Annotated in this window: 26 protein-coding genes and 5 pseudogenes; 4 read left to right on the forward strand and 27 right to left on the reverse strand. The window is 39.4% G+C overall.

Going from position 1 to position 26356, the window contains the following annotated elements:
* Nucleotides 1–6 precede the first annotated feature (6 nt).
* The 15 genes and pseudogenes from adcAII to glmU all read right to left on the reverse strand — a co-directional run bounded on the left by adcAII (nucleotide 7) and on the right by glmU (nucleotide 13370).
* Nucleotides 7–924, reverse strand: coding sequence for a zinc-binding lipoprotein AdcAII (gene adcAII / locus HT715_RS07025; RefSeq protein ID WP_000744536.1), 918 nt, complete (start codon nucleotides 922–924; stop codon nucleotides 7–9).
* A 142-nt stretch (nucleotides 925–1066) separates the two neighbouring features.
* Nucleotides 1067–2458 (reverse strand): amino acid permease, encoded by a 1392-nt coding sequence (locus HT715_RS07030; protein WP_001020307.1) that lies wholly within the window; start codon nucleotides 2456–2458, stop codon nucleotides 1067–1069.
* Nucleotides 2459–2582: 124 nt separating this feature from the next.
* Entirely contained in the window at nucleotides 2583–3140 is a 558-nt protein-coding gene (sdbB, locus tag HT715_RS07035) for a thiol-disulfide oxidoreductase-associated lipoprotein SdbB (protein WP_000757366.1), read from the reverse strand.
* Between the two features lie 11 nt (nucleotides 3141–3151).
* A complete protein-coding gene (gene ccdA2, locus HT715_RS07040) occupies nucleotides 3152–3859 on the reverse strand; it encodes a thiol-disulfide oxidoreductase-associated membrane protein CcdA2 (RefSeq protein ID WP_014017248.1) in 708 nt (235 codons plus the stop codon).
* 230 nt (nucleotides 3860–4089) lie between these two features.
* Complete coding sequence (locus HT715_RS07045; protein ID WP_025170644.1) at nucleotides 4090–4506, reverse strand: transmembrane domain-containing protein; 417 nt, start codon at nucleotides 4504–4506, stop codon at nucleotides 4090–4092.
* A 27-nt stretch (nucleotides 4507–4533) separates the two neighbouring features.
* A pseudogene (locus tag HT715_RS07050) lies at nucleotides 4534–4731 on the reverse strand (hypothetical protein); the annotation flags it as partial.
* Between the two features lie 1720 nt (nucleotides 4732–6451).
* On the reverse strand, nucleotides 6452–6742 hold the full coding sequence (locus tag HT715_RS07055; protein ID WP_007284790.1) for a YSIRK-type signal peptide-containing protein: 291 nt from the start codon (nucleotides 6740–6742) through the stop codon (nucleotides 6452–6454).
* Between the two features lie 427 nt (nucleotides 6743–7169).
* The gene (locus HT715_RS07060) at nucleotides 7170–8933 is read right to left on the reverse strand and encodes a glycerophosphodiester phosphodiesterase (protein WP_171043155.1); all 1764 of its coding nucleotides are present in this window, start codon (nucleotides 8931–8933) and stop codon (nucleotides 7170–7172) included.
* Between the two features lie 8 nt (nucleotides 8934–8941).
* On the reverse strand, nucleotides 8942–9532 hold the full coding sequence (locus HT715_RS07065; protein ID WP_000440243.1) for a 3'-5' exonuclease: 591 nt from the start codon (nucleotides 9530–9532) through the stop codon (nucleotides 8942–8944).
* A gap of 12 nt (nucleotides 9533–9544) precedes the next feature.
* Nucleotides 9545–9748 (reverse strand): hypothetical protein, encoded by a 204-nt coding sequence (locus HT715_RS11945; RefSeq protein ID WP_000693056.1) that lies wholly within the window; start codon nucleotides 9746–9748, stop codon nucleotides 9545–9547.
* 84 nt (nucleotides 9749–9832) lie between these two features.
* Nucleotides 9833–10324, reverse strand: a complete 492-nt coding sequence (gene rocS / locus HT715_RS07075; protein ID WP_000021242.1) for a chromosome segregation protein RocS — start codon at nucleotides 10322–10324, stop codon at nucleotides 9833–9835.
* 76 nt (nucleotides 10325–10400) lie between these two features.
* The gene (locus tag HT715_RS07080) at nucleotides 10401–11093 is read right to left on the reverse strand and encodes a 5'-methylthioadenosine/adenosylhomocysteine nucleosidase (RefSeq protein WP_138707288.1); all 693 of its coding nucleotides are present in this window, start codon (nucleotides 11091–11093) and stop codon (nucleotides 10401–10403) included.
* Between the two features lie 16 nt (nucleotides 11094–11109).
* Nucleotides 11110–11424, reverse strand: coding sequence for a cell wall synthase accessory phosphoprotein MacP (macP, locus tag HT715_RS07085; protein WP_000517865.1), 315 nt, complete (start codon nucleotides 11422–11424; stop codon nucleotides 11110–11112).
* Between the two features lie 11 nt (nucleotides 11425–11435).
* A complete protein-coding gene (locus HT715_RS07090) occupies nucleotides 11436–11981 on the reverse strand; it encodes an NUDIX hydrolase (protein ID WP_138707287.1) in 546 nt (181 codons plus the stop codon).
* Between the two features lie 9 nt (nucleotides 11982–11990).
* A complete protein-coding gene (gene glmU, locus HT715_RS07095; RefSeq protein WP_138705362.1) occupies nucleotides 11991–13370 on the reverse strand; it encodes a bifunctional UDP-N-acetylglucosamine diphosphorylase/glucosamine-1-phosphate N-acetyltransferase GlmU in 1380 nt (459 codons plus the stop codon).
* 144 nt (nucleotides 13371–13514) lie between these two features.
* Between glmU and HT715_RS07100 the strand changes: the two genes are divergently transcribed.
* The 4 genes from HT715_RS07100 (at nucleotide 13515) to HT715_RS07115 (ending at nucleotide 16354) form a co-directional block, all read left to right on the forward strand.
* Nucleotides 13515–14315 (forward strand): glycoside hydrolase family 25 protein, encoded by an 801-nt coding sequence (locus HT715_RS07100; RefSeq protein ID WP_138707286.1) that lies wholly within the window; start codon nucleotides 13515–13517, stop codon nucleotides 14313–14315.
* Between the two features lie 94 nt (nucleotides 14316–14409).
* Complete coding sequence (locus HT715_RS07105) at nucleotides 14410–15252, forward strand: DUF368 domain-containing protein (RefSeq protein WP_023938142.1); 843 nt, start codon at nucleotides 14410–14412, stop codon at nucleotides 15250–15252.
* Entirely contained in the window at nucleotides 15252–15734 is a 483-nt protein-coding gene (locus tag HT715_RS07110; protein ID WP_023938144.1) for an aminoacyl-tRNA deacylase, read from the forward strand. The genes HT715_RS07105 and HT715_RS07110 overlap by 1 nt, the downstream gene beginning before the upstream one ends.
* Nucleotides 15734–16354, forward strand: coding sequence for a histidine phosphatase family protein (locus tag HT715_RS07115; protein ID WP_172922874.1), 621 nt, complete (start codon nucleotides 15734–15736; stop codon nucleotides 16352–16354). The genes HT715_RS07110 and HT715_RS07115 overlap by 1 nt, the downstream gene beginning before the upstream one ends.
* Before the next feature lie 357 nt (nucleotides 16355–16711).
* Here the strand turns inward: HT715_RS07115 and HT715_RS07120 are convergent.
* From HT715_RS07120 to HT715_RS07175, 12 genes and pseudogenes are all read right to left on the reverse strand, one after another.
* Nucleotides 16712–16807 (reverse strand): annotated as a pseudogene (locus tag HT715_RS07120) (IS630 family transposase); the annotation flags it as partial.
* A 306-nt stretch (nucleotides 16808–17113) separates the two neighbouring features.
* Nucleotides 17114–18055, reverse strand: a complete 942-nt coding sequence (gene prsA, locus HT715_RS07125; protein WP_166731318.1) for a peptidylprolyl isomerase PrsA — start codon at nucleotides 18053–18055, stop codon at nucleotides 17114–17116.
* Nucleotides 18056–18121: 66 nt separating this feature from the next.
* Nucleotides 18122–18835, reverse strand: coding sequence for an O-methyltransferase (locus tag HT715_RS07130; protein WP_007285038.1), 714 nt, complete (start codon nucleotides 18833–18835; stop codon nucleotides 18122–18124).
* Between the two features lies 1 nt (nucleotide 18836).
* Nucleotides 18837–20639 carry an oligoendopeptidase F gene (gene pepF, locus HT715_RS07135; protein WP_000244148.1) on the reverse strand — a complete coding sequence of 601 codons (1803 nt, stop codon included), beginning with the start codon at nucleotides 20637–20639 and terminating at the stop codon, nucleotides 18837–18839.
* Between the two features lie 18 nt (nucleotides 20640–20657).
* On the reverse strand, nucleotides 20658–21611 hold the full coding sequence (locus HT715_RS07140) for a competence protein CoiA family protein (protein WP_172922875.1): 954 nt from the start codon (nucleotides 21609–21611) through the stop codon (nucleotides 20658–20660).
* Nucleotides 21612–21683: 72 nt separating this feature from the next.
* Nucleotides 21684–22492, reverse strand: a pseudogene (tehB, locus tag HT715_RS07145) (SAM-dependent methyltransferase TehB).
* A 66-nt stretch (nucleotides 22493–22558) separates the two neighbouring features.
* The gene (gene smpB, locus HT715_RS07150) at nucleotides 22559–23026 is read right to left on the reverse strand and encodes an SsrA-binding protein SmpB (RefSeq protein ID WP_001051744.1); all 468 of its coding nucleotides are present in this window, start codon (nucleotides 23024–23026) and stop codon (nucleotides 22559–22561) included.
* Nucleotides 22989–25343, reverse strand: coding sequence for a ribonuclease R (rnr, locus tag HT715_RS07155; protein WP_138699641.1), 2355 nt, complete (start codon nucleotides 25341–25343; stop codon nucleotides 22989–22991). The genes smpB and rnr overlap by 38 nt, the downstream gene beginning before the upstream one ends.
* 261 nt (nucleotides 25344–25604) lie before the next feature.
* Complete coding sequence (gene secG, locus HT715_RS07160; RefSeq protein ID WP_000282517.1) at nucleotides 25605–25838, reverse strand: preprotein translocase subunit SecG; 234 nt, start codon at nucleotides 25836–25838, stop codon at nucleotides 25605–25607.
* A 39-nt stretch (nucleotides 25839–25877) separates the two neighbouring features.
* A complete protein-coding gene (gene rpmG / locus HT715_RS07165; RefSeq protein WP_001809104.1) occupies nucleotides 25878–26027 on the reverse strand; it encodes a 50S ribosomal protein L33 in 150 nt (49 codons plus the stop codon).
* A gap of 36 nt (nucleotides 26028–26063) precedes the next feature.
* A pseudogene (locus tag HT715_RS07170) lies at nucleotides 26064–26171 on the reverse strand (IS5/IS1182 family transposase); the annotation flags it as partial.
* Nucleotides 26172–26273: 102 nt separating this feature from the next.
* Nucleotides 26274–26356 (reverse strand): annotated as a pseudogene (locus tag HT715_RS07175) (IS5/IS1182 family transposase); the annotation flags it as partial.

Here is a 26356-nt window from a genome sequence, read left to right on the forward strand (position 1 = left end):
TTTTCCTCACTTTAATTCTTCTGCTAGAACACTTATATTTTCTTCAAGATTTTCTAAATAGGTCTTGTCATTTTGTGGGTCTGCCTCTAAAGGATTCAGAGTTTTAAGACCTACACCTGTTGATTTGACAAGAGTTTCAGCTACTTTTGAAGAAGCGTTACTTTCTGTAAAAATCGTTTTAACCTTATAGGTTTTAACAAATTCCTGAATTTCTGTTAGTTGTCTTGGACTTGGTTCTTGTTCCGGAGAGATACCTGCAATACCAAGTTGATTGAGTCCAAATCGCTTAGCTAAATAAGAAAAGGCTGTATGTTGTGTTACAAATGTTTTCTGAGTCGCTTTTTCAAATTTAGGCTGGAATTTCTTAGTCAATTCTTGAGCTTTTTTGATAAAGGCTTGCGCATTTTTTTGGTAAGTTTCTTTATGCTCACTATCCGCCTCCGAAAGCTTATCAGCGATAATCTGAGCTTCTTCGCCAGCTTTTTCAGGATCTAGCCAAGTGTGAGGGTCATAGAGCGTTTTTTCATCAACTCCATCCCCTGCTTCTACATCTTCTAGCCCTGGGACGCGGTCTAAAGTCATTCCCTCTGAAGCCTCTAAAACCTTCACTTTGGATTTTTTTAGATTGGGATCTAAACTTCCTGCCCAAGATTCGAGCGTATGTGAATGGTAAACAAAGACATCTGCATCATAGATGGCTGCGATATCATTTGCCGAAGGTTCAAAGGAGTGAATCCCACTACTTGACTGAATCATCCGAACATCATTCAAGTCACCAGATACTTCCTTAACCATAGCATAGATAGGATAAAAACTGGTCACAATTTTCATCCCCTTTCCTGTCTGACTTTCCTTTTGACTACAGGCTCCTAGCAATAAAAGAAAGACACTTAACAAGACTAAAAATAAATTTTGTTTCTTCATGAACAACTCCTTAACTGTTTAATTAACTAGTAAACATTCTACTCCTAAAAACTTAATCTGTCAAGATATTTTTAGAAAAAATTTGAAATTTCTTTCACATATAAAAATCTGCTGAGTTTCAACAACTCAACAGACTTTTACTTTATTCTTCTATGGTAGAATGCTTATAGCCATAAGTGAAGTAAATAATACTTCCTACTAACAAGGCAACTAGGAAAGCAATCCAAGTTTCCATATTATACTGTAACATAAAGGATAAACAAATGATGATTGATAAAATCGGTAACAGGGGTACCAAGGGTGTTTTAAATTCCCCAGCTTTTGGCATCCCTTTTTCTTTCCGTAAGCGAATCAGGCCGTAAGCCAGCATGATTAAGTAGGCCAAGGTACAAATGTTTAAGAAGGCTGCAATACTAGCTAGCGGGAAGATTCCTGCTGCTACTGCTGAAGCTAGACCTGTTAAAATAGTAGCATTCTTTGGTACCTTGCTAGTCTTCGTTAGTTCTTTAAAGGCGGCAGGCATTAAGCCATCGCGCGCTAAACTGTAAATCATACGCGATAGGGCATAGGTCATCGAGATACAAACTGTAATCAAGGTCAAGATAGCCACTAATGACACATAGTTGGCTGCCCAACTGATCCCAACGCTACGAAGGGCAAAGGCAACGGCATCATTGACATTTAAATGACTATAGTGAACCACACCAGTCAAAACAAGCGTCACCAAGGCATAGAGAATGGTTACGATAGAAAGCGATAAGACAATCCCTCTAGGAATATTTTTTTGAGGAGTCTTGACCTCATCTACAGCCATAGAGATGGATTCAAATCCCAAAAAACCGAAGAACATCAAGGAGGCACCAGCCATAATACCAGTACTAGCACCATAGATTTGTCCAAAACCATAAGGAGCAAAATTACTCCAATTATCAAGTTTGATATGCCAAATTCCTACTAAAACAAAGAGAGCTAAAGCCGAGAATTTCAAAATAACTAGAATAGAATTAAAGCGTAAGGCTGCTTTAGCATTGAGTAAAACAAGCGAGGTCACCAAGACCAAGACAAGAATAGGCAATAAATCAACAAATGTCCCTGCTTGAGGATTAAAGGTACCATTTAAAGGCTGAGGAAGGGCTATCCCGTATTGAGAGAGCAAGCCTTTAAAATAAGCTGCCCAACCCGAAGCTACGCCTGATATGGCTGTCATGAACTCCATCATGGTTAACCAACCAGCCAACCAGGCTGGGAATTCTCCTAAAATAGCATAGAGATAACTGTAGGCACCACCTGTAGCAGGTACTCGTGAAGCAAATTCTGCAAAAAAGAGGGCTGATAATCCCACACACAAGGCAGAAATGACGATTGAAATCACTAGGGCTGGACCAGCAAGTGTGGCAGCTGCAGTACCTGTAATTGTAAAGATGCCTGTCCCTACCATGGCTCCGATACCCAGCAAAATCAAATCCCATAACTTCAAATGCCTGTGCATCTCCGTTTTATCCAAACTTACATTCTTTGTTCTAAATATATTCATATTTCTTCTCCAAATAAAATGATGATTCTATTTTACCATAAATATAGGAGATTTGTGACTATTTATAAAATATTTTTCTAAAAAAAAAATCTGACTACATCTTGTAATCAGATTTTTATCGATTCTAGTTCATTTCTTTAAATGCTGCTTCTGCATCCGCATTACTGATAGCACCAAATTGAATCTTTCCAATCTTTCCTTGACTATCAATTAGGTATTCTGTAGGAATGCTTCGAATTTGATAAGCTTGGAAGGTTGTTGCTTTAGTATCATAAAGAACTGGGATATCTTTATATCCTTGTTCTTGGAACCATTGTGGGAATTGATTAACAGTTTTTTCACCTTGAATTCCTGGTGCAATGACAGTAAGAATTTCAAAATCGCGATCTGGTTTTGCAGCTAATTCCATCAACTCAGGCATACTTTTCTTACATGGACCACACCAGGAAGCCCAAAACTTCAAGTAAACCTTTTTACCCTTAAAATCAGATAACTTGACTTCTTTACCATCCATGGATTGCAAGGTGAAGTCTGGAGCATCTTTCCCAACAGCAATTTGCTGTACAGGCGTTTCTTGTTTTGGCTGTTGTGGGGCTTGAGTTTTTTTAGTTTCTTCCTCACCACAGGCTATCAATACAACTAATGACAAGAGACTTAAGCCAGCAAACATTACTTTTTTCATCATTTTCTCCTTTATTCAAAAATTCCAGCTAGAACATTTACTTGTCCTAATAGTAACAAAATTCCCATTAAAATAATGAGGAAACCACCAATTTTCTTCATTAGCATCATATGACGTTTGATTTTACTAAAATAAGGCATGACTAGACCTGAAGCTAGAGCCAAGACCAAGAAAGGAAGAGCCATCCCCAGAGTGTAAATAAGAGTATAGATAGCACCTTGCCAAGCTCCATTGCCTCCAGAAGCCGCAAGCGCTAAAACAGAACTTAAAACTGGACCAATACAAGGCGTCCAACCAAAGCTAAAGGTAATACCGAGTAAAAAGGCTGACCAATAACGATTGGCTTCTGATTTCTTAAAAGTAAAGCTTTTTTGAACCTCTAATTTCTTAAAATGAAAAATTTCCATCTGGTGAAGTCCCAAAATGATAATAATTGTTCCCATAACATATCGAAACCAATTTGCATAGAGAATATGACCAAAGTAACCAGCACCAAAGCCTAGAATAAAGAAAATGAGTGAAATACCTGCGATAAAGCAAAGTGTTCGAATCAAGCCTGACCAGAGAACCTTTCTCCCAAATAAAGAAAAGCTTTTTGCGCTTTCCTGATCATCCAATAAAATCCCAGCATAGACTGGCAGAAGAGGAAAAATACAGGGAGAAAAGAAGGACAAGACCCCTGCTAAAAAAACGGAAATTGAAAATACTATCGTTTCCAATAAAGAACCAACTTTCTTAAGATTTCTAATCCTATTTTACTATATTCAATTTCATTTGTATGCTTTCTGCTACGCAAAATCGTATCGGGCACTACTGGACCAATCTTTTCTTTTGCTAGTCAAGGCGGATCTTATCCCCCAAAATAGCCAAAAAGCAACGACAAGGGTTACTCGTCGCTGCTTTTGTGAACGAAAATGTCTTTTAGATCTGACATTTCATAAATCAAGTTTTACTTGAGTTTGGCAAGGATTACTTTAAGCTCCTCTACTAGTTTAGCTTCTGTCTCTGCTGAGCCATTTTCCTCTTTCACGAAATCAAGGGTTTCTTGGAGAAGGTTTTGGGCTTTAGCAAGGACTTTTTTATCTACTTTTTCTGCATCTAGCTGTCCAAGAACTTTTGTCAATTCCGTGCTTAATTGCTGGATTTCTGACTCTTTCTTACGGCGAACCAACCAGAAGGCAATCACACCTAGAAGGGCGAGTAGACCGACTACAATCACTCCTGCTGGAACTGAGTTTGTTTCAGTCATCTTATCTGAATCCTTACTATCTTCCGTTCCTTGTTTGGCATCTTTCTTGTCCTGTGCAGGCTTGCTGTCGCTAGCATTTGCTTTCACATCTTTGAGAGAGTCCAAGGCAGCCTTCACAGACTCTACTGCAGTACGTAGACCTTGCTCTGTCAAGGCACTATCTTCCAGAGCTTTTTGAGCATCTAGGAGGACCGCCTTGGCTGCATCGATTTTCGGATTAGATACTGTTGCCAAAGCTTTCAAGCGTTGGTCTAACTCTTGAGTCAAGGCACGAAGTTCAGACTTGTCAACTTGCTCTTGAGCTGGAGCTTGCGTGCTCGTTGAGCTAACTGAAGGACTTGCTGCCGCTCTAGGTGCTTGAGTCGGAGCTGGAGCAGGACTTGCAGGTTGACCCGAAGCAGTTGGTTGAGACGGTTGTGGAGCTGGCTCAGATGGAGCTGTTGGAGTCTCAGTAGCTCCTTGGTCTGGCTGAGTAGGAGTAGATGGTTGCGATGTTACGTTATACGAATCGGGAATTGGATAATATCGTTTTGATGGCAAGCTGACTGGTGTTGAAGAAGCACTAACTTCACTATTACCATGTTTAGCTGTCGCACTTACTTGAGTTCCTGCACTAGCCGCATTATGGGAAATTGTAACAACACCACTTACTCCATCAATGCTGACACCTGATTTTGTTGGTGTTAGGCTCCAGCTTGACCCTGATTTCGTAGCTACAACTTTGTCGCTTCCAATGCTAATTTCTACATGGTCTGCATTCGCACTTGGTGTTACCGTTACATTGGCATTCGCTTCGCTAGAGGCAACTGTTGGTTTTTCAGGTGTTGCTTCTTTAGCTACTGGTGCTGTCGCTCTTCTTTCATCACTAAACCAGGAACCACGTTCTCGTGGATTACCATCGTTTACGTTATTATTTACTTCGATAACAGTGAGTGCTCTAAATTTATCTGTTCCTATCTTATTAACTCCAGACTTATAATCAGACTGGGTAATAGTAATTTGGCGTGCAGAACCATCCCCATCATTATTAGGAGATATATCTTTAGAGGCAAGTATATTATAACCTTCCGGATAAGCTAATCCATCCGTACTCCCTCCATAATTAGAAATATCCGAACCTCCGGTTACCAAATATACTTTCATCTTTGCGCCATTAGGTAATTTAGGAACATAAGGAATTGTCACATCAATATTAGGTTTTTCATTAGCTTTACCTGCTAAGCTCGGGACACTTGCATCTGTACTATCATTTGGTGTATTAATAGTCGGCTTCTGAAAAGGGAGATAGTATCCAAATTGTGTCGTCTGACTACCGCTTGAAGTAGTTACTGTTACATTCAATAAATACTGACCCCTGCGCGGAGTAATTCCGTCGAAAGTCAAAGATGCTTCACTCCCATTGACAGAAGATTCGACCTTTAACCCCATGTTTTCATGACCAGTTACAGATATGCTAGTAATTTTCTCATGATTTGATTTAGCACTAATTTTCAAAATATTACCAAATACTCTATCTCCACCTGGTACTACTAGTATATTAGAAACTTCTATTTGTTTACGTACTGCATTCCATCTCCCAATTGTTAATCCTGCTATATTCCGTCTTTTTCTTACATGAACTCCTCTTTCCTCAGAATTTTCCTCACTATCATTTTTTGACATCATCACTTGATTACCATCTAGTAACTTGTGAGCTTTTTCGACAAGTTCTCCAGAAATCTTTCCGTCGTCTGAAAGTCCTAACTTTTCGTTGATAGTATCTGCTAAGTTTTTAAAAGCTGCTGCCGACTCAGGATTGGATTCTTTCAATCTTTTAGATGCATCTATCAATTTATCATATAACTGATCCCCATCTTCTTCTTGAGATTGATCTATCTTATCTTCTCTATTAGCTTCTTCTTTGATAATTGAGGATTTTTCTTCCAACTCTGGTTGTACTTCTTTTTTATCTTTTTCTACCTCGGACACAGTAGATAATTCACCAGATACAGGTTTAACTACACCATCAACTTTTTCATCACCTTTATTCTCTACTGTTGACTTAGCTTTTCCTTCACTATCTTTAGATGAAGTTCCTGGCTCTTTTTTTCTCTGTCTCTTGAGTGTTTGGTTTAGCTCCTTCTTGTTCTACGTTAAGATTTTGATTGCTTGTATCTGATGGCGGTAAGACAGATGGATTCCCAGTGTTGCCATTTCCATCCTGACTGACCACTTCTGTATTTACTTCCGCCGCCTGGACTTCTGTCGCTGGATTAGCTATAAAAAAGACAGACCCTAGCAAGACTGAGACTGCTCCAATTGAAAACTTGCGTATAGAAAAGCGTTGACGCTCATTCATTTTAAACTGTTTCATAGTTTTTCCTTTCTTTCTACCCTGTCTTTGCTCCTCTAGCCATGTTCATGCAGGCATCAACTCGCAATAAAAACAGGAAAACATGACCTTTTTTCATCTTAAACAAATGACAAAAAGGCCCATTGTCTACTAATACTTCATTATATCAACTTAGTTCCCTTCCTTCAACCTCACTTTGTTTTAGAAAATCGATGATTATATATATATATATTGCTTATTTTAAAGGATTTAGAGGCTCCTTATTTGTAAATTTAGTATATTTTTCGTTATTTTCAGAAATTTTAAATTTATATGACATTCAAAAGAAGCTGTTCGTCTTGCTATCTATCGCCAGCAAGAACTATCCTAGACTCAGCAAATAAAAAAACAGGCTCTCCGAAAAATACTTACCTATCATGGGAGGAACAACCGTTCCTCTTTTTTATTACTAAAATTCAAAGAATTCCAATGCTTTTTTCAAGAGCAAATCCGTATATTCTGGATCTTCTTGGGCTACTTCTATTTCCCGCTGAACTTTTTCCAAATCATCTGTAATCACTCCATCTACTCCTAAGTGAAGAGATTTGCTGATAGCTTCTGAATCATTGACAGTCCAGACATAAAGTTTCTGATCCGTTGTCCATAGTTTGCTTACAAAATATTCATCCAAGGTTGAGTACTCCATAGTATATCCTGTCGCTCTTGTTTTAGGAAAGACAGAATTGTAGGGCATGATGAAATAAACTGGCAGTTCGGCATCATACTGTCTTACTTTTTCGACAACATGGTAGTCTAAAGACTGGATTTGATGTCCATAAATCTTGAGCTTTGCAGCATAACGGGCTAAAAAGTGGTTCATCATGTCTGGACTATCTTTTTTACTGGTTTTAATTTCAATTAGTAATTTTTGACCAAGTTCGTTGGCTCGACTGAGATAATCTTCAAAGCTTGAAATTTTAGTCTGGTAGCCATTTTCAAAAATATCAATCCCTTTAAGCTCCTCCAAGTTTAAGTCTTGAGGACTTTTATTGATACCTGCTAGATTTTTCAAGTTAGCATCATGCATCATGACAAACTGCCCATCTTTTGTTTCCTGCACGTCCGTCTCCACCAAGTCTGGTTTGAGTTGTGCTGTAGTTTCCAAGGACTCTACTGTATTTTGAATCCCATTTGCATTGGAAACCCCTCGGTGAGAAATAAGTTGAGGTAGATGAACCATGGGAGCCTCCAGATAAATATAACCTTCTAAGGCAAAGAAAAGACTGGCACAAGTCATGACACCCCATCGCACGATGTGATCTTTTTCTCTCCTAGGAAGCATATCCAGCTCCTTTCCTGTCAAAAATGAAACAAATTTAACCAAAAAATAAGTCAGAGCCATATAATAGAGATTTTTAATCATGACAAAATTCAAAATACCAAGAATCAGAGACTCTCTCTGAGTGATATCATCTACCAAAGTTTGAGCCAATAATAAAGGAATCAAAGGAAGATAAAATAATAAATGTGCTTTGAGCAAGATGTAAAATAAATTCCAAGCATAAAAAGCAACTCTCTTCTTGGTTTTCTCCAAGCTAAACATCACTGATTCTCGAACAGTCAGCTGATCATATACAATCTTCGGAAGGGCAAACATCAATCTGACAGAGACATAGAGAAAGATAAGAGATAGAAGTAGGATGCTCAGCCACCACATCCAATATTTATCTTCTAAATAAGCTTGGATAAACTCTGGAATGACGATTTTATTAAGATAATAAATCTTCAGCATTTTCCGTATAAAAGGAAAAAGCATAGCTATATAGAAAAAGATAAACAAGGCTTTAGCGCAAGTTAGCTTTTTCATAAATCCAAAACTTTCATGGAAAACCTTGCGGATATACTCAATTAGCCTTCGCTTTTCATTATAGAGGAGATGACGAGCACCAATAAAGAGGAGTCCTATTTGAAAATAAGCAACCAGAAGGTTAATTACAATCAAGGCTAAAAAAGCTAGACTAATCAATGGAGAATGAGTAAGGATGGCTAAGACATTGTTATAGGAAATAAAAAGATAACCTGTCTGATCTAATAAGAAGCTAGCCAACCATGAATTGAATGGTACCCACAAATACTCCACTATCATAAAAATCAAGAAAAAGAGAAAGAGGATTTTATCAAGATTGAGGTAAATCTGTTTAAGACCTAATTTTTTAGGTTTTTCAGGTTTCATAGGCACTCCTAGTCAAATAATTGAGACAAGTCCAAGCCACCAAAAGGATTGTTTGATAAGCTACTTTCTGTCTCTAACAATTCCCTAGCTTGATCCGACTCTAAGAAGGATTCGTAAACACGCGCCGTCATCCGAGCATCCTCTAAACTATTATGAGACTGACCTTGAAATCCAAGAAATGAGGCAACAGTTTGCAATTTGAGATTGGCAATACCATGTAAATCTGAACTCCGACGTTCAAAAGCTTCATCATACAAATCCACCTTGTACTGTTGGCTATAGTCTAAACCATGCTCTGCTAAAATAGGTAAATCACTTTTAGCAGCATTGTAGCCTATCATCAGCAAAGCACCCACAAACTCTTGGAATTCTTGTATGACTTCCTCCACTGGAGGGGCATCTTTTAATGTCTCAGCTGTAATCCCAGTCAAACCATTGATAAAACTCTTTAGAGGCACACTAGTATGGACATAGGAATCATAGGCATCGATTTCCTGACCATCTCTAAAACGCACTGCCGATACTTGAATCAAGTGTGTTTGTCCTTCGTGCTGATTAAATTCTAAGTCAAAAGCAATGTAATCTTCTAATCGTTCCATTTTCTACCTCTCCTATACTGTTATTTTATACTCTTCGAAAATCTCTTCAAACCGCGTCAGCTTCGCCTTGCCGTAGATATAGTTACTGACTTCGTCAGTTTTATCCGCAACCTCAAAAACATGTTTTGAGCTGACTTCGTCAGTCTTATCTACAACCTCAAAGCAGTGCTTTGAGCAGCCTGCGGCTAGCTTCCTAGTTTGCTCTTTGATTTTCATTGAGTATTACTTGAGCAACTATACTATTTAGATTAGAAATAAAAGAAGCCATCAGGTTAGCATGTAACCTAAACAGCTCCTTGATTATCCTCCAAATAAACGAGCAAAAAATCCTTTCTTAGTGGATTGGACTTCTTCTTTTGCTTGGTCCAGCTCTAGCTTAAGATTTTCTTGATCCTTCATGGCTTGAAGGGTCAATTGTTGCTGCTGATCGAGTTGTTTGTCTTTCTCAGCAATCTGACGGTCTTTGATACGCATCTGCTCGTCTTTTTCTGATAACTGACGATCCTTGGCTTTTAATTGTTCATAGAGACGAAGAATTTCTGCATTCTTCTCATCAACCAGAATCTCCATCAGTTCACGTTGCTTGACATCTTCACTGACAGGCTCATCTTCAAAAATCGTTTTTTTATAGATTTCTTCTAGCTTAATCAAGCCACTTCTGGTAACGACTGTTACCCCTTTGTCGTTTTTATCTGTGTCTTCTTCTGGTAATTCTTTGACACGGTTATTGATTGCTTGACGAGATAATCCTAAGACCTCTGCAATCTCACTGACGGTCATTTCAATACTCATAATATCCTCTGAAACGTTTTCTAGCTTTTCTTTACTTAAATCTTATCATAAGCTAGAAAAACTGTCAAATTTTCGCTTAATTTAAGGCCTTCAAAAAGGCTAATAAGACTTGGGCAGAGCGACGTCCAGCTTCGATAATAAACTCATCAAAAGAGATATTTGCTTCATGGTTGGCATTGTCACTCATAGCTCGGATGACTAAAACTGGAAGATTAAGGGCATGCGCCGCCTGAGCAATCGCTGCCCCCTCCATCTCAACAGCTAAAACTTCTGGGAAATGGGACTTAATCGCTTCTATCTTGTCATTTCCTGCAACAAAACTATCTCCTGTAGCAATCAAACCAAGATGCCAGTTTTGGTCCAATTGAGATAAACTCTCTTGGATTTTGGCAACAAAGGTTTTATCTGATTCGAAATAAAGCGGTTGTTGCGCCATTTGTCCATAAGCATAGCCAAAAGCTGTGACATCCACATCATGATAGGCTAATTTGTCAGCAATCACGACATCCCCAACAGCGATACCCTCTGCTACTGCTCCAGCAGATCCCGTGTTAATCAAAGCATCCACTTGAAAATGATCAGCCAAAATCGCCACACTCATAGCAGACATGACCTTACCAATTCCACTTTCTACAAGAACGACTTCATGCGAGGCAATGCTTCCTGTATGATAGGTATTCCCCAAAACAACTTGCTCTTGGGCATTGTCTAAATGCTGGACTAAATAAGCCAGTTCTTCTGGCATAGCTGCAATAATTCCTATTTTCATTTCAATTCCTTTTCTATTACAACAGTTTCATTGCTAAGACAAGCAAAATCAAGAGAAAGATGACTGCAAATAAGATTTTATTCAGTTTAGAATTGAAGACATTTCTCTTGGTGTTTTCAATGCGACGGCTTTTATGAATAGACGGTTCGACCTGAATCTTCAAGGTTTCCTGGCTAAAACCATGATCCTTAGGATTGGCATAACCAAAACGGGAAGAAGAGGTTGGTAAAATTTTTGTCTCCTCATTATCATCTAGCAAAGGAGGACCTGAAATTTTTTCGCCTCTATTAGCCCTTTCAATCATTTCATCCGTTAATAAAGGTTTACCCATATTGACCTCCTCTATTTTTTGTGCAATTCCCAATACTGTACAGCCATAATTGTCTTGGCATCACAGATATGACCTAATTGGATCAATTCCTTGGCTTCCTCTAAGCTCGCTTCAAGGACTTCCAAGGTTTCATCCTCATCCTGCGGACGTGGATTTTCCACTTTCGTCAAATCGCTTGCTAGGTATAATTTTAACTTTTCATTACAAAATCCAATGGCTGAGTAAAAGTCATACAAAAGTTCTAATTTCCCTGTGTAGGCTGTTTCTTCCTCTAATTCACGAAGGGCTGCTGCTATAGGGTCTGTGTTTTCTCCTACTTCCAGTTTTCCAGCTGGAATCTCGTAAGACACAGCCTCGATGGCTTTGCGATACTGCTTGACCAAGATAAGTTTTTGTTCATCCGTTACTGCTAAAACACAGACAGCTCCATTGTGGAAAATCAAATCCCGTTGAGCAGTTCCTTTACCTTCTGGTAATTCAACCTGATCTTGAACCAGTTTAAATATTGGTCCTTGATAGATTTCTTTTCGGCTAAGCGTTTTTTCTTCAAATTCCATGATAGGCTCCTACTGATTATTAGGATGATGAGGAAGACGTGTTGCATATTCGTCTTTGTTGACCTGACGTCCGCGGCCAATGGCAATCGCATCCGCTGGAACGTCTTTGGTAATAGTTGAACCAGCTCCAACGAGGGAATTGTCACCTAACTCAACTGGCGCAATAATGGTTGAATTTGAACCAACAAAGACATTGTTACCGATGACTGTCTTGTATTTGTTTTTGCCGTCATAGTTGACTGTAATGGTTCCTGCACCAAAATTAACGTTGCTTCCCACTTCACAGTTTCCGATATAAGTCAAATGACCAGCCTTAGTATTCTCGCCGATAGAAGAACCTTTCACCTCAACAAAGTTTCCAATATGGACTTGGGCACCCAGACTTGAACCTGGACGAATGTGGGCATAAGGCCCGACAGTTACGCCATCAGCAACACTACTTTCCTCAATCATAGAATTGGTAATAATCGCTCTTGCTCCGATAGTGCTATTCACTACATAAGTACCATTTGTCAAAACAGTCTCAGCACCAATTTTCGTTTGCCCCTTCAAGGTAACATTGGCTTCGATTTGAACTTCAGGCGCAATCTCAACATCAATATCAATATAAGTTGCCTCTGGATTGACAAAGCTAACACCGTTGACCATGTGTTTATGATTGATACGACGACGCATGACTGACTCAGCAGTCGCAAGAGCCACACGGTCATTTACACCAAGACTTTCATCAAAATCTTTCAAAGTATAAGCACCAACTTTTTCACCGGCTTCACGGAAAATGCCAATGACATCTGTGATATAGTATTCTCCTTGAGCATTGTTGGTATTGATATTTTTCAAAGCTTCAAACAAACGCTCGTTGTCAAAAACATAGGTTCCAGTATTAATTTCCTTGATTTGCTTTTCAAAATCTGTAGCATCCTTCTGCTCAACAATACGAAGAACTTCAGCATTATCATTACGAACGATTCGTCCATAGCCAAAAGGATTATCCGTTTCAGCAGTCAAGATAGTGGCCACATTTTTATGATTGATGTGGAAATCAATCAAGTTTTTCAAGCTTTCACCTGTGATTAAAGGAGTATCTCCTGCAATGACCAAGGTGTGACCGGACAAACCTTCTAAGATTGGCTCTGTCATCATAACTGCATGGCCTGTCCCTAACTGTTCAGATTGAGTCACAAATTCTGTCTGTCCAGCCAAGACCTCCTCAACCAATTCTGCCTTGTGTCCTACAACTGTTACTGTCTTTTCAGGTTGGATAGCTCCCACACTACGGAAAACATGTTCCAGCATAGAAATACCCGCAACCTTGTGCAACACTTTTGGCAAATCAGATTTCATGCGAGTCCCTTTACCCGCTGCTAAAATAATGGCAAAATTTGACATAATCTTCTCTTTTCTGTAGAAATTCCCTTTTATTATACCATATTTCAAATCATTCCGCGCCCTTGAATGAAAAAATGCTCCAAAGTCCTTTCCTTAACCCATTTTTTTTGATTTTTTTTCATTTTTAAGGTAAAATTATGAGATATGAGAAAACAAATTCATCCACTTATTTTATTTGGTTTTTTTGGGATTATAATTTTCATTTTAATCATCAATCGCCCACTTAATGACAACCAATCGTTTAAAACAAAATCCAATATAGCACAGATTGAAGCACAGGCTTTGAAACACTTAGACAAACCGATTATTGACCTCTCTGGCTGGCAGCGTCCTGAGGAAATCAACTACGATGCCCTCTCACAAAATATTTCAGGCACTATTGTTCGTGTTCACAGTGGTGCTCAAACGACAAAAGAAAATGATGCTTCCTTTATCAATGGAATAGATAAGGCCTATAAGAGTCATATCACTGAACTTCAAAAGCGGAATGTCCCAGTTGCTGTCTACGCTTATGTCGCTGGAAAAAGTGTCCAAGAAATGGAAAAGGCTGCCGAAGTTTTCTACAATGCTGCCTCTCCTTACAGCCCTAGTTACTATTGGCTAGACGTAGAAGACAAAACCATGTCCAATATGAACGAGGGTGTTGAAGCCTTTCGAGCAAAACTAGCATCACTAGGTGCTAAAAACATCGGAATCTACGTTGGTGTCTACTTCATGGAAGAACATAGTATTGATACAGGCAAGTTTACCTCTGTTTGGATTCCGTCCTACGGCTCAGACTCAGGATTTTTTGAGAGCAGTCCTAAAACTGATTTAGATTATGACATCCACCAATACACATCTAAAGGGAAAATTGCCGGCTTTGACCACAATTTGGATATCAACGTCATCTCTCCCTTAAAAAACAAAGAAGAAACCTTTAGAAAACTCTTTTTAAAACCTTAAAAGCATTTGTTTAGCATTTGCTTTTTCTTTTTGTGTTTGATTGTGATACAATATAGTAAGGATTTTTTGAAATAGAAATAGTTGGAGGAACTATATGCTCTCATGGTTAGCACGCCTTATTAAAGGGATTGTGATTGCTCTTGGATTTATCTTACCGGGAATTTCCGGAGGGGTTCTAGCAGCAATCTTAGGAATCTATGAACGAATGATTGGTTTTCTGGCCCATCCCTTTAAAGACTTTAAAGAAAATGTTTTGTACTTTATTCCAGTTGCAATCGGTATGCTTCTGGGAATCGGCTTATTTTCCTACCCGATTGAATACCTGCTTGAAAATTATCAGGTCTTTGTCTTATGGAGCTTTGCGGGGGCTATCATTGGTACTGTTCCTAGCCTACTCAAGGAATCAACTCGAGAATCTGACCGAGACAAGATTGATTTAGCTTGGTTCTGGACAACCTTTATCATTTCTGGTTTAGGACTCTATGCCTTAAATTTTGTCGTTGGAACCTTAAGCGCCAGCTTTCTTAACTTCGTCCTAGCAGGCGCACTATTGGCCCTTGGCGTCTTGGTTCCTGGCCTCAGCCCATCAAATTTACTTTTGATTTTGGGACTCTATGCTCCTATGTTGACTGGTTTTAAAACTTTTGATCTCTTGGGAACCTTCTTTCCGATTGGAATTGGTGCAGGTGCAACTCTCATCGTTTTTTCAAAATTGATGGATTATGCCTTAAACAACTACCACTCACGCGTCTATCATTTCATCATCGGTATCGTCCTATCAAGTACCCTTTTGATCTTAATTCCAAATGCAGGAAACGCTGAAAGTATCCAATACACTGGCCTTTCTCTTGTTGGGTATGTCATCATCGCCTTCTTCTTTGCGCTGGGAATCTGGCTTGGTATTTGGATGAGCCAATTGGAGGATAAGTATAAATAATGGCAAAAAAAGTAAAAATCAAAAAAACATTGGTGGAACAAATCCTGTCGAAAGCAGGCATCCCACATCAGGGGATTCAAATCAATGCCCTGGAAGGAGAGCTGCCTCAAGGTTATGAACGAGATCAGATTTTCAAAACCTTGGCTCTTTTAGGAGACAAGACAGGACCGATTATTGGAATTGTCCCTATCACTCAACACCTGTCGGAAAAGAAACTAGCCAAAATTTCTGGCAATAAAAAAGTGAACATGATTCCACAAAAGGACTTGGAAAAAACAACAGGTTATATTCATGGAGCCAATAATCCTGTTGGTATTCGTCAAAAACATAATTACCCCATTTTTATCGATAAAATCGCTCTCGACTTGAATCAAATGATTGTTTCTGCTGGGGAAGTTGGTCATAGCATTATCGTCGCGCCACAAGACTTGGCTAGCTTTGTAAAGGCTGACTTTGTAGATATTTTGGAGGACAGCAAGTAATGAAACTCTACTTTGTCCGCCACGGTCGTACGGTCTGGAACCAAGAAGGTCGTTTTCAAGGTGCTAGCGGTGATTCTCCTCTTCTTCCTGAATCCATTGAAACCCTAAAACGACTTGGCCAATATCTCAAGGAAATTCCTTTTGATCAAATTTATTCAAGTGATTTACCTCGAGCGGTCAGATCTGCCGAGATTATCCAAAGTCAACTCAAGACGCCCTGTTCTTTAGAAAGTGTCCCTAATCTCCGTGAATGGAAACTTGGGAAGTTGGAAGGTTTGAAAATTGCAACCTTGGAAGCTATTTACCCGCAACAAATCAAAGCTTTCCGATCTAATCTTGCTCAATTTGACACTCAAATGTTTGGAGCCGAATCCCTCTATAGCACCACGCAACGGACCATCCAATTTATCAAATCATTAAAAGATAGTCCAGCTGAGCGTATTCTAATTGTCGGTCACGGTGCTAATCTTACTGCCAGTCTTCGTACTCTTCTAGGATATAAAGAACCACTTCTTCGTAAAGATGGCGGTCTAGCAAATGCCAGCCTAACCATTCTAGAAACCCATGATTTTGAAACATTCACTCTTGATACTTGGAATGATACTTCTTATCAATCATAATTATAGCCTAGCCTTCTGAATTAGAACCATAGGAGATATAGTCAGTTGAAACAAAAATAAGACAAAAGAGCCTCGTAAAAAGGTATTGCAACTTGCCAATACCTTTTTGATATGAACACGTGTCTTCTCAACAGGATTGTAGAGCAAAATGAAATAAGAACTGAATAATGTAATTTGAGAATTTAAATCAATTTATAAGAGTGTTTTAGAAGCAGTGATGTACTAGTTCAGATTCACTTTTCTATACTAATACTATTCGAAAATCTCTTCAAACCGCGTCAACGTCACCTTGCCGTACTCAAGTACAACCTGCGGCTAGTTTCCTAGTTTGCTCTTTGATTTTCATTGAGTATAAGATGAGTAGGGAGGAAGAAGTAAAAGTTTATGTCCAAACTCTTCACATAAGAACTCTAGCTTACCCATTCTATGGAATCTTGCATTATCCATTAAAACTTCCAACTAATACTCTTCTAAAATCTATTCAAACCATGTCAGCGTCACATTATATATGTTGGTGACCTCATAAGTCTTATCTGTAACCTCAAAGCTGTTCTTTGAGCAGCCTACAGCTAGCTTTCTAGTTTAATCTTTGCTTTTCACTGAGTAGCAAGTTAAAAAATGAGGCTGGTCAAAAAGTCTTTAAAATCAAAAAACGCATAATATCAGGTATTGAAAACCTTGTACTATGCGTTTTATTGTGGGAAGATTTACTTCATTTTTTCCTGAAGTCGAGTTTTTTCCCTGACTTATTGATTTGGACTATTCGTTTGATGTACTACTGCTTGAGCTTGAATCTCCACCACCGATATATTGGGTAAAGATATTTTGGAAGGCTTGGTCCTTAACCTTGATATTGGCTGCTTGCAATTCTTTTCCGATAATGCTTTGAACAAATGTTGAATCATTTTGTTTTTGAGTCAAGATAACAGTTTTTAATTTTTCTTTGTAGTCATCAATATTAGATGATTTTTCTGTTTTCTTAATGAGTTTTACAATGTAATATTGGCTACTGTAGGCTTGTGTGCCAGTTGCTGTAATCACATCAGAAATGCCATTTACATCTAAAGCGAAAGCGGCTTTCTTGACTTGCTCAGGTACTTCCGTTGAAGCAGAATCAAAGGTAATTTCTCCACCATTTGCTTTAGTTTTCTCATCAGTTGAATTATCTTTGGCTAATTGAGCAAAATCAGCACCTTCTGCCTTTGATTTTTCGAGAACTTCTTTGGCCTTATCTTCATTGTCCAAACGGATGATTTGAGCCGTTACATCTGGAGTGTATTCGTCAAAAGCCTTCTTATAGGCATCATCTGTCAATTCAGCTTCTGCTGCCTTCTTAACTGCCAACTCAACCAATTTACTTGTACGAATTTGAGCTTTACGTGTTTCAAGGGTCATACCTGCTTGTGACAAGACACGTTGGTAGTTTTCGCCATATTGTTTTTCTTCTTCGGCAATAGTATCATCAACCTCTTTATCATCAAGCTCTGAGCCATATTGTTTTTCAAAAACTTTTTGGATGGTCATATTTAACAAGACTTGTTGGGCTGAAGGGTTGCTTTTCACTTGCTCATAAAATTGATGTTCTGTGATGACATCCCCTTTCATGCTGATAAGGTCTGCCCCTTCTGAACCTTTCGAACAAGCTGCTAAAGTTGCTACTGATAATAGTGTAATGGCACCTGCCAATAGTTTTTTCTTCATGTCTACTCCTTTGAGATAAGTGTTACTCTATCTATTTTACTATATTTTCTTAAATTTTTCTGAAAATCATTCGCTGTCAGGCAATTGAACATCTGCTACATTTTTACGAAGCATGAGAATGCCGTCCCCCAGAGGTACTAATGTTGCGGTGAGTCCTGGATTGTCTAAGGTTGCATCAAATAGTCTTTGAAGTCCTCGATAAATGGTTCGCTGGCCACGACGAACTTCCATAATGTCCTTGGCAACATCACCACCTTGAAAAATATCATCCAAGACAACCACACCTCCAACTTCCAAATGTTTGAGGATTTCTGGCAGAAAGACGATGTATTTAGACTTGGCAGAATCCATAAAGACGAAATCATAAGACTCTGTCAGTGTAGATAAGACGTCTACCGCATCTCCCTCTAGGAGAGTGATTTGCTTGCGACTGTCAAACTGGGCAAAATTTTCCTTGGCAAAACCAATCATTTCTGGATTACGGTCAATGGTTGTAATCTTAGCATTTGGCGCATGCTCTGCCATCAAGAGAGCTGAAAAACCGATAGCCGTCCCAATTTCCAGAATGTTTTTAGGTTGCATGGTTTCCATGAGAAACCTGAAATAAACAACCGTTTCATGGGGAATAATGGGAATATTTTCCTTGCGGGCAAAGTCTTCCAATTCTTTCAAGGAACCTGTGACTTGCTTTTGACGCTGACGCATCAAGTCTACAATTTCTTCCTTGACGACAGGGCGACGCATGTTATGGTTGGCATTTTTACTATACGATTCAACCATCTTACGCCAATCCCAATTTTTCAACAAGGGCTTCAAACTCATTCAAACGACGTTCAAAGACTGCAAAGGCATCGTTGAGATAGTCTTCCTTCTCCATATCAACGCCAGCTTTTCTCATGACATTAAGTGGATAGTCAGATTTACCTGCCTTGAGGTAGTCGATATAGCGGTCACGGTCTTCTTGACTACCATGGACAATTTTTTCAGCCAAGGCTGAGGCCGCCGCAAAGCCTGTTGAATATTGGTATACATAGTAGTTATAGTAGAAGTGTGGAATCCGAGCCCACTCGTATTGGATTTCCGGATTGTCTTCCTTACTCAAACCATAATACTCTTGGTTCAAGTCAGCATAGAGTTTATTTAAGAAATCGCTTGTCAAGACTTCACCATTTTGATCCGCTTGGTGAATCGCGTGTTCAAACTCAGCAAATTGAGTTTGGCGGAAAACTGTCCCACGGAAACCGTCTAGGAAGTTATTGAGAATAGCAAAGCGCGTTGCATCGTCTTCCACTTCTTCCAATAATTTCTCCGTCAAGATATTTTCATTGGTCGTTGAGGCAATCTCAGCCAAGAAGATCGAATAATCTCCGTAAACATAAGGTTGCGTTTCACGAGTATAGCTTGAATGCATACTGTGACCTGTTTCATGAACAAGAGTAAAGAGATTGTCCAGATTGTCCTGCCAGTTAAGAAGCATAAAGGCATTGGTATCGTAAGAACCACCAGAATAGGCACCTGAACGCTTTCCTTGGTTTTCGTAAACATCAATCCAACGCTCGCTGAAGGCACGTTTAACACGGCTCAAGTAATCCTCACCCAAGACTGCCAAGGCATCTTCTGCTTTTCTCAAGGCTTCTTGGTAGGTAAAACTATATTCAACAGATGAAAGTGGTGTGTAGACATCGTACATCTTGAGATCTGAAATTCCCAAGATTTTTGAACGAAGTTCAAGGTAACGATGCAAGAGTGGCAAATGCTTGCGAACTGCTGCTACCAAATTGTCATAAACATTTTCTGGAACAAAATTAGCCGCTAGGGCTGCATGACGAGCGCTCTTGTAGTTGCGAACTTTAGCACGATAGTTTTGCACCTTAACATTGGTTTGCAAGGTTTTAGCATAGGTGTGTTGGAATTGTTCGTAAGTCGCATAAAGGGCTTGATAGGCCCCACGGCGAATCTCACGATTTTTAGACTCCATCAAACGTGTGTAGGTCCCATGAGATAGCTGAACTTCCTTACCATCATCGTCGAGGACATAAGGGAACACAATATCCGCATTGTCCAAAATAGCGAAGGTTTCGCTTGCTGAACCAAAGATTTCTCCAGCTCCAGCTAATAATTCTTCTTCGCGTTGTGAAAGAACATGATCCTTTCCTTGCAAAAGCTTGTCAAAATAGTGTTGATAAACCTGCAATTTTGGTTGAGACTCTAAAAAGTCAGCATACTGCTTTTCACTAATTTCCATAAATTCAGGATCATAGAATGAAAAGGCTTGGTCTAGCTGACTATAGAGTGTCATTGCTTTGGCATAGTACTCTTGATACTTAGCTTCACGTGTATCCTGATCATTCTTCATATGAGCATAAACGTAAAGCTTCTCCATCTGGCGTTCCATTTCAAGAGAAAATTCAGTAATTTCGAGTAGGCTATCCGCACTATCCAAGAGATGGCCTTCATACTGGGCTACTGTCTCCAGCTGTTCTGTTAAATCTTTTAAGGCTTCTTCCCAAGCCTGGTCAGTTGGGTAGATCGTTGATAGATCCCATGTATCTTTTTCATTTATTTCGTTTCTTTGTAATACCATTAGATTCCTCCATCCTTTCTATTCTACCATATTTTTCAAGAAATATTGCTGATAAAAGGCTGGTGGATAAAGCTTTTGCCAATCATTTTGAGGATTTTCTTGGTAATAGATTTGAAAATACTGATAATAGCTGGTCAAATCCTTCTCAATTTGGCAAAAATCACCTACTAGTGGTCGAATTTGTGGATACCATTCTTTCAGCCCATAAGTCAGGACATTTTCTCCCTTTTGATAGGCTTCTGCTTGTTCTTTCATCCAAATGGGATTTTGATAGTACAGTTGTTGCCGGATATAACAACAGATGTCCTTATCCTCAGAAACTGTAAAATGAGATATTTTTTGTTTCTTATAGGGAAAACGTAATATCTCCAGTAGACTACCTTGACCACAGGGAAATTCCTTGATTTGATAATGGAGTTTACCTCGAAGATCCTGGTGTATGAGATATTTAAGCCTTAAAATCTGCTTTCCCTTGTCTACTTCCCAAACATAAAAGCCCATGTTTTGACTAAAATAGAGAAAACCTTGTTGCAGACGAGTCAAACGCTCCTTGAGCCAAAGTTTTTCTCCCAGTAGCCACAGTACTTGGTAACCCTGGCTACGATAACCCTCACTGCGCTCTTTAAGAACTTTTTGTGGCAAGGAACTACATTGAACCTCTAAAGCTAGATTGCCATTTACAAACACATCCGCAATCTGTTTAAGTTCTGGAAGCAGGTATTCTAATTGAACCTCTGAATCTTTTTTCAACCAGTGATAAAGTGATTCCTTATTGGCCAGATGTTCTGAACTTTCATTTTCAGAGGAATAATCACAGTCTTTTAAGGATTTATGGGCAAAATGGGTCCGTACACTTGGTCCTTGACGCAAACGAAGCTGACCTCCACAAGCTGGGCAGGTGTATGCTTGCTTCTCAAGCTTATCCTCTAACACATTTACCAATTTTCCCCTAGCATCTCTCGCAACAAACATGATTTCCCTCCTTTTCTATATTATTCGTAAAAAAGAAAAAAGATCAGGAAAATTCCTAATCTTCATTCATTTTTATTTGATTTTCTTGGCTAGCATGGTCGCAAAGCGTAGTTGAATACGATTGCCATTTTCATCGCGACGGTGCAAATGGCCTGGATTTTCATTGTACTTAACCAATTCCCAATCCTTGTAATAGTCTGCCAATTCCCCTTCTTTAAAGGTGAATGGGAAGTTCACTGAGCAAGGATAATCCTCCGTGTCCATAGCACAAACGATAAGATTATAGCCACCAACACTGGTTTTATCCTGCATATTTTGAATAATAGCTGGAATGCAGTCTGCTTGTAGAAACATGAGAACAACAGTTGATACGATAAAATCATATTCTTGCCCAATGCTAGCTGAATTGATATCGTAAAGACCAACAGTCATGTCCAGATCTTCTTGCTCCACAATACTTTGCAAGATTTCAAGGGTCAGGTCATTTTGATCTACAGCCGTCACATCAAAACCTTGCTGGGCTAGAAAAAGAGAATTGCGCCCCTGACCACAACCCAAATCCAAAGCTTTCCCTGGTTTTACTGTCTGCATGGCCTCTAGAACCTCTGAATGAAAAGGATTGGTATTGTATTTCTTAGGGAAATAATCCTCAGGTTTACAATAAAATTCCAAGTACCATTCCACATCATCTGTGGCAGCTTCCACTCGGTGCCAGACTTGTGGTTGTGCCATGGGATTATCTGCCCCTGCTTCAAAGAGGTGTTCAGCTAGAACTTCCCCTTCTTCTGTCAATTCAATAAACTTGAGAGCTCCCTTCAAGACAGTAATTTTCCCCAAGTCCCAACTTTTGTATTGTGCTTTTGCTGAACAGCTTCAGGCATGGTTTCTTTAGTCTACAAAGGCATGCGTTTATAGGCAACTAATTTTTCCATTTTCAATTCCTCTTTTTATCGCTGATTAACAGCTTTCATCACGCGCGCGATGTCGCGGTTTTGCTCACGACGTTTGATAGACTCTCTCTTATCGTAGTCATGCTTCCCTTTAGCTAAACCTAAAAGAAGCTTGGCATAACCGTCTTTGATATAGACTTTAAGAGGAACCAGGGTCATTCCTGTCCCTTTAGTCTCTTGTTCCAACTTTTGGATTTGCTTTTTATGGAGCAGGAGTTTACGACGACGTTCTGGTTCTTGGTTCCAGATATTGCCCTCTTCGTAAGGAGCGATATGGACATTGCTCAACCAGACCTCTCCATTTTTTACTTGGGCAAAGCCATCCTTGAGATTGATTCGAGCAGCTCGTACACTCTTGATTTCAGTTCCAGTCAGAACCATCCCTGCCTCTAGCGTATCTATGATTGTATAGTCGTGGCGCGCCTTTTTATTTTGTGCGACGACCTTTCCCTCGCCCTTTGCCATGCTTGGCTCCTTTCTTAGCTACTTCCTTGTAAAAAGGTTTCTTTCCTTTTTTCTTCTTGTCTTTTTGTGAATGCTTGCGCTTATCATTTGAGCGTCCTGATTTTCTCTTATCTTCCTTCTTATCTGAACGACGATTTGAACCACGCCCTCTGTCACTACGATTAGACTGTTTTAAGCCTTTTTCAATCACATCAAACTCACTTGGGATGTAAGAGAAGTCAATTTCACCCGTCATCTTGTCGGCTCTTTCAACTCGGATACGGATTTGCTGACCTACACGGAAAGTTGTTCCTGATTTCTCCCCACGAAGAGTCAAATCACGCTCATTGAAATGATAAAATTCAGGTAGATTTGTGATGTGAATCAAGCCTTCAACTGTGTTTGGCAATTCAACAAAGAGACCAAACTTGACAATGCTGGACACAACCGCATCGTACTCTTCGCCCACGTATTCTTCCATATACTCAGCCTTTTTCATGGCTTCGACTTCACGCTCAGCCTCAATGGCACGACGTTCACGGTTGGAAGACTGGGTCGCAATCTCTGGAATCACTTGCTCAAAATGCTCTGCTATTTCCTTAGAACGGCCGTAATCACGAATCATACGGTGAACAAGAAGGTCTGGATAACGACGAATCGGACTAGTAAAGTGAGTATAATAGTCAGCCGCAAGTCCATAATGCCCGTGATTATACTCCGAATAACGAGCCTGCTGCATGGAGCGAAGAAGCATCATGGACAATACATCTGCATAAGGTTCCCCCTCAACTGCTCGCATAATATCTTGAAGTGCCTCTTGACTCATTTCACTAGCAGTCCCATAGATTCGAATACCGAAACTCGAAGCATAATCAATAAACTTCTGAACCTTTTCAGCCTTAGGCTCCTCGTGAATTCGATAGATAAAAGGTAGGTCCAGCTTGCTGAAATGCTCGGCAACTGTTTCATTGGCCATCAACATAAAAGACTCAATCATCCGCTCGGCAACACCACGCTGACGAAGAACGATATCAACAGGCTTACCTTGTTTATCCACTAAAATCTTGGCTTCATTGGTATCGAAATTGAGGGCTCCACGTTTCATACGCATGTTTTCTAGCCTTTCGTGAAGTTTGGCCATAAGTTCGATACTAGGAACAATTTTCTGATACTCTTGTCTCTTTTCCTCGTCGCTTGCTAGGATATCATTGACATCGCTATAGGTCATACGAAAACTGGTCTTGATAACTGTTTGTGTAATGGTATAGTTGACCACACGACCATGTTTATCAATCTCCATAATGGCAGACTGGGTCAGACGGTCAACTTGGGGATTGAGGGAGCAAATTCCATTAGATAGTCGTTCTGGAAGCATTGGAACCACACGGTCAGTCACATAGACAGAAGTTGCGCGGTTAAGAGCTTCCTTATCAAGGGCAGACCCCTCGGTCACATAGTAGGAAACATCTGCGATGTGAACACCAAGCTCCAGATTTCCATTTTTCAAGGCCTTGATATGCACCGCATCGTCCAAGTCCTTGGCGTCAGCACCATCGATGGTAAAGATAATCTCATCTCTTAGATCCAGACGACCTTCCGTATCCTTTTTAGACGGAGCATCAGGCACACTTTCTGCTTCCTTGACAACAGCTTCTGGAAACTCGGATACAATGTCCATTGATTCCAAGACCTCAAGAACATCAATTCCGACATCTGTTGAGTGTCCCACCACATCGAGAACACTCGCGACAAAGAAATCATGTTTCTTGCTTGGGTATTTATCGATAAAGACCTTGAGAACTTCTGTTCCCTCCAGTTTAAGGGCTGGTTTCTTAACATAGATGGGTTGGCTGATTTTCTGATTTTTCGAACGGATATAGCCTGCATACTTAGGTTTTTCCTGATCCAGAACGATTTGACCTACAACAGTTGTCAAACTGTGTTCTAAGATATCAATAATTTTTGCTTCTGCTGCTGTTCCCTTATTGCGGTCAGCGACTTTCTTAATCACTACCTCAACGGTATCACCATCAATAGCATAGTTGACATCGTTTTTTCCTACAAAAAGGTCGTCCTCCTCGCCTTCCAGACTAACAAAGCCAAAGCCATTTTTATGGGCATGAAAAATCCCCTTGAGGGTAATCTCATGTTTTTTCTTAATTTCTAATGTCAGACTACCATCTTCTTCAAAGCGTATCTGATGCTTTCTTTCCATTAGGGACAAGGTTTTAATCAACTCACGAAAATCCTTGGAACTATCTTTTCCCAAAGCCTGAGCCAAATCATTAACAGTCACCTTTCCCTTATCTTGTAAATATTCTTTTATTCTATCTTTCATATTTTCTTTCTAGATTTTTTAATTTTCTTTTACTGTAAAACCTTCTCAAACATCCTTTCATACTCAATAAAAATCAAAGAGCAAACTAAAAAGCTAGCCGCAGGTTGCTCAAAACACCGTTTTGAGGTTGTGAATAGAACTGACGAAGTCAGCTCAAAATACTGTTTTGAGATTGCAGATGAAAGCTGACGTGGTTTGAAGAGATTTTTGAAGAATATAAAAACAAAAAGAGGCAAAGACCTAGTCCTGCCCATTATTTTCTTATCTACTTGATAATACCGTCAATGCTAAGGCAATGGCTAGCCAGAAAAAGACTAAAATCCCTGTCAAACGCTGCATCACAGCTTCGAAACCGCGTGCTTTACTGCGTTCAAACAAATCACCTGAGCTGGCATCAAATACATTGCTGGATTGGTTTTTAGTTGGTTGCATGAAAATCGCAATCACAATCACAACAGATAATACTAATAAAATGGTTAATAATAGGTTATACATATCAAACTCCTTACAATCCCTATTATTTTACCATAAAATCTACTTAGATTCAAGATGTAGGGTTACTTTTCTTTCCTTGGGACAATACTTTAAAACCTCAATCTTGTCTGGATGGGTTTTTGAATTTTTACTGGTTAGGTAATTGATACTGCCACAAGAGGAGCATTTGAGATTAATTTTTACTCGCACTAGATTTCCTTTACTTTTATTAGACTTCCTGCAAAACTAGAATCCTAGTTCATGATTGATAATACCAGCAATCAAATTCATTCGTAATCCGAAGCGTTTACGATGATTTCGATAGGTTGTTGAAAATATTTTAAACGTTTTTATAGTGAAATGAAATAAGAACAGGACAAATCGATCAAGACAGTCAAATCGATTTCTAACAATGTTTTAGAAGTAGAGGTGTACTATTCTAGTTTCAATCTACTATACTCTGTCAAAAATATTCTCAACCTTGATTCTCTCCTTAGATAGCGCATGGTTACAGGCTTTCTCTTCAGCTGTTAGCGGCT

The organism is Streptococcus sp. 4155, from assembly GCF_013276695.1.
GTDB classification, from domain to species: Bacteria; Bacillota; Bacilli; order Lactobacillales; family Streptococcaceae; genus Streptococcus; species Streptococcus pseudopneumoniae.